Source organism: Pseudomonas sp. LSJ-87, assembly GCF_032971465.1.
GTDB classification, from domain to species: Bacteria; Pseudomonadota; Gammaproteobacteria; order Pseudomonadales; family Pseudomonadaceae; genus Aquipseudomonas; species Aquipseudomonas putida_Z.
On the sequence record NZ_JAWJYQ010000126.1, the window covers coordinates 1 to 335 of the forward strand.

Genomic DNA, 335 nt, shown 5'->3' on the forward strand with positions numbered 1-335 from the left:
CCCGCGTCCGAAAACCTTTCATCATTGGTACTACATGCTTAGTCGATCTTTAAATTCACCACCCACCTGCGAACCGACACGCTAGTAAATGACTATCCTGAATTAAAATTCACCGTTCATCTCTCAGGCGGGAGAATCCGGGCTAGCGCGTTTGGGTTTGATCCCTCGTTGGTCCCCGTCTTACGTGCGGAAGCTAGGGCGAGAGAGCTCTGAGCAGGTTATTAAGCTGCTAGTGCGTAGTTTTCGTCGTTTGCGACTATTTTTTTGCGGTTTGTTAACGAGGCCTACCGCACCTCGGCATGCACCTCAGACTTCTGAATTCCCGTCGAATCCTA

General features: G+C 50.1%; 1 other RNA gene. It reads right to left on the bottom strand.

Annotation, left to right across the window (positions count from 1 at the left end):
* Positions 1–333: a transfer-messenger RNA gene (gene ssrA / locus RYH74_RS26365) on the bottom strand; the annotation flags it as partial.
* Positions 334–335: the final 2 nt, after the last annotated feature.